This window comes from Streptomyces sp. NPDC048590 (genome assembly GCF_043199535.1).
Lineage (GTDB): Bacteria > Actinomycetota > Actinomycetes > Streptomycetales > Streptomycetaceae > Streptomyces.
On the sequence record NZ_JBICWC010000030.1, the window covers coordinates 1 to 1,136 of the forward strand.

Here is a 1,136-nt window from a genome sequence, read left to right on the forward strand (position 1 = left end):
AACGAGCAGTTCAACCAGGCGTTCACGATGCACGGCACGATCATGCTGCTGATGTTCGCGACGCCGCTGTTCGCAGGGTTCGCGAACTGGATCATGCCGCTGCAGATCGGCGCGCCCGACGTGGCGTTCCCGCGGCTGAACATGTTCGCGTACTGGCTGTACCTCTTCGGCTCGATCATCGCGGTGGCCGGCTTCCTCACCCCGCAGGGTGCGGCCGACTTCGGCTGGTTCGCCTACTCCCCGCTGTCGGACGCGGTCCGCTCGCCGGGTGTCGGCGCCGACATGTGGATCATGGGTCTGGCCTTCTCCGGCTTCGGTACGATCCTCGGTTCGGTCAACTTCATCACCACGATCATCTGCATGCGCGCCCCCGGCATGACGATGTTCCGCATGCCGATCTTCACCTGGAACGTGCTGCTGACCGGTGTCCTGGTCCTGCTCGCCTTCCCCGTTCTCGCCGCCGCGCTCTTCGCGCTGGAGGCGGACCGTAAATTCGGCGCACATGTATTCGATGCGGCCAATGGCGGCGCATTGCTCTGGCAACACCTCTTCTGGTTCTTCGGCCATCCAGAGGTGTACATCATCGCGCTACCATTCTTCGGAATCATTTCCGAGATCATTCCGGTGTTCAGCCGCAAGCCGATGTTCGGCTACATCGGCCTGATCGCGGCGACGATTTCCATCGCCGGCCTTTCGGTGACGGTGTGGGCGCACCACATGTACGTGACGGGCGGCGTGCTGTTGCCGTTCTTCTCGTTCATGACGTTCCTCATCGCGGTGCCGACCGGTGTGAAGTTCTTCAACTGGATCGGCACGATGTGGAAGGGCTCCTTGTCCTTCGAGACGCCGATGCTCTGGTCGATCGGCTTCCTGATCACCTTCGCCTTCGGTGGTCTGACCGGCGTGATCCTGGCCTCGCCGCCGCTGGACTTCCACGTCTCCGACTCGTACTTCGTCGTCGCGCACTTCCACTACGTCGTCTTCGGCACCGTGGTCTTCGCGATGTTCGCCGGATTCCACTTCTGGTGGCCGAAGTTCACCGGCAAGATGCTGGACGAGCGGCTCGGGAAGATGACCTTCTGGACGCTGTTCTGCGGCTTCCACGGCACCTTCCTGGTGCAGCACTGGCTCGGCGC

Annotated in this window: 1 protein-coding gene; it reads left to right on the forward strand. The window is 62.5% G+C overall.

What is annotated here, in order from left to right:
- On the forward strand, window positions 1-1,136 hold a 1,136-nt coding region (locus ACGFNN_RS35100), incomplete at both ends, for a cbb3-type cytochrome c oxidase subunit I (RefSeq protein WP_393561972.1).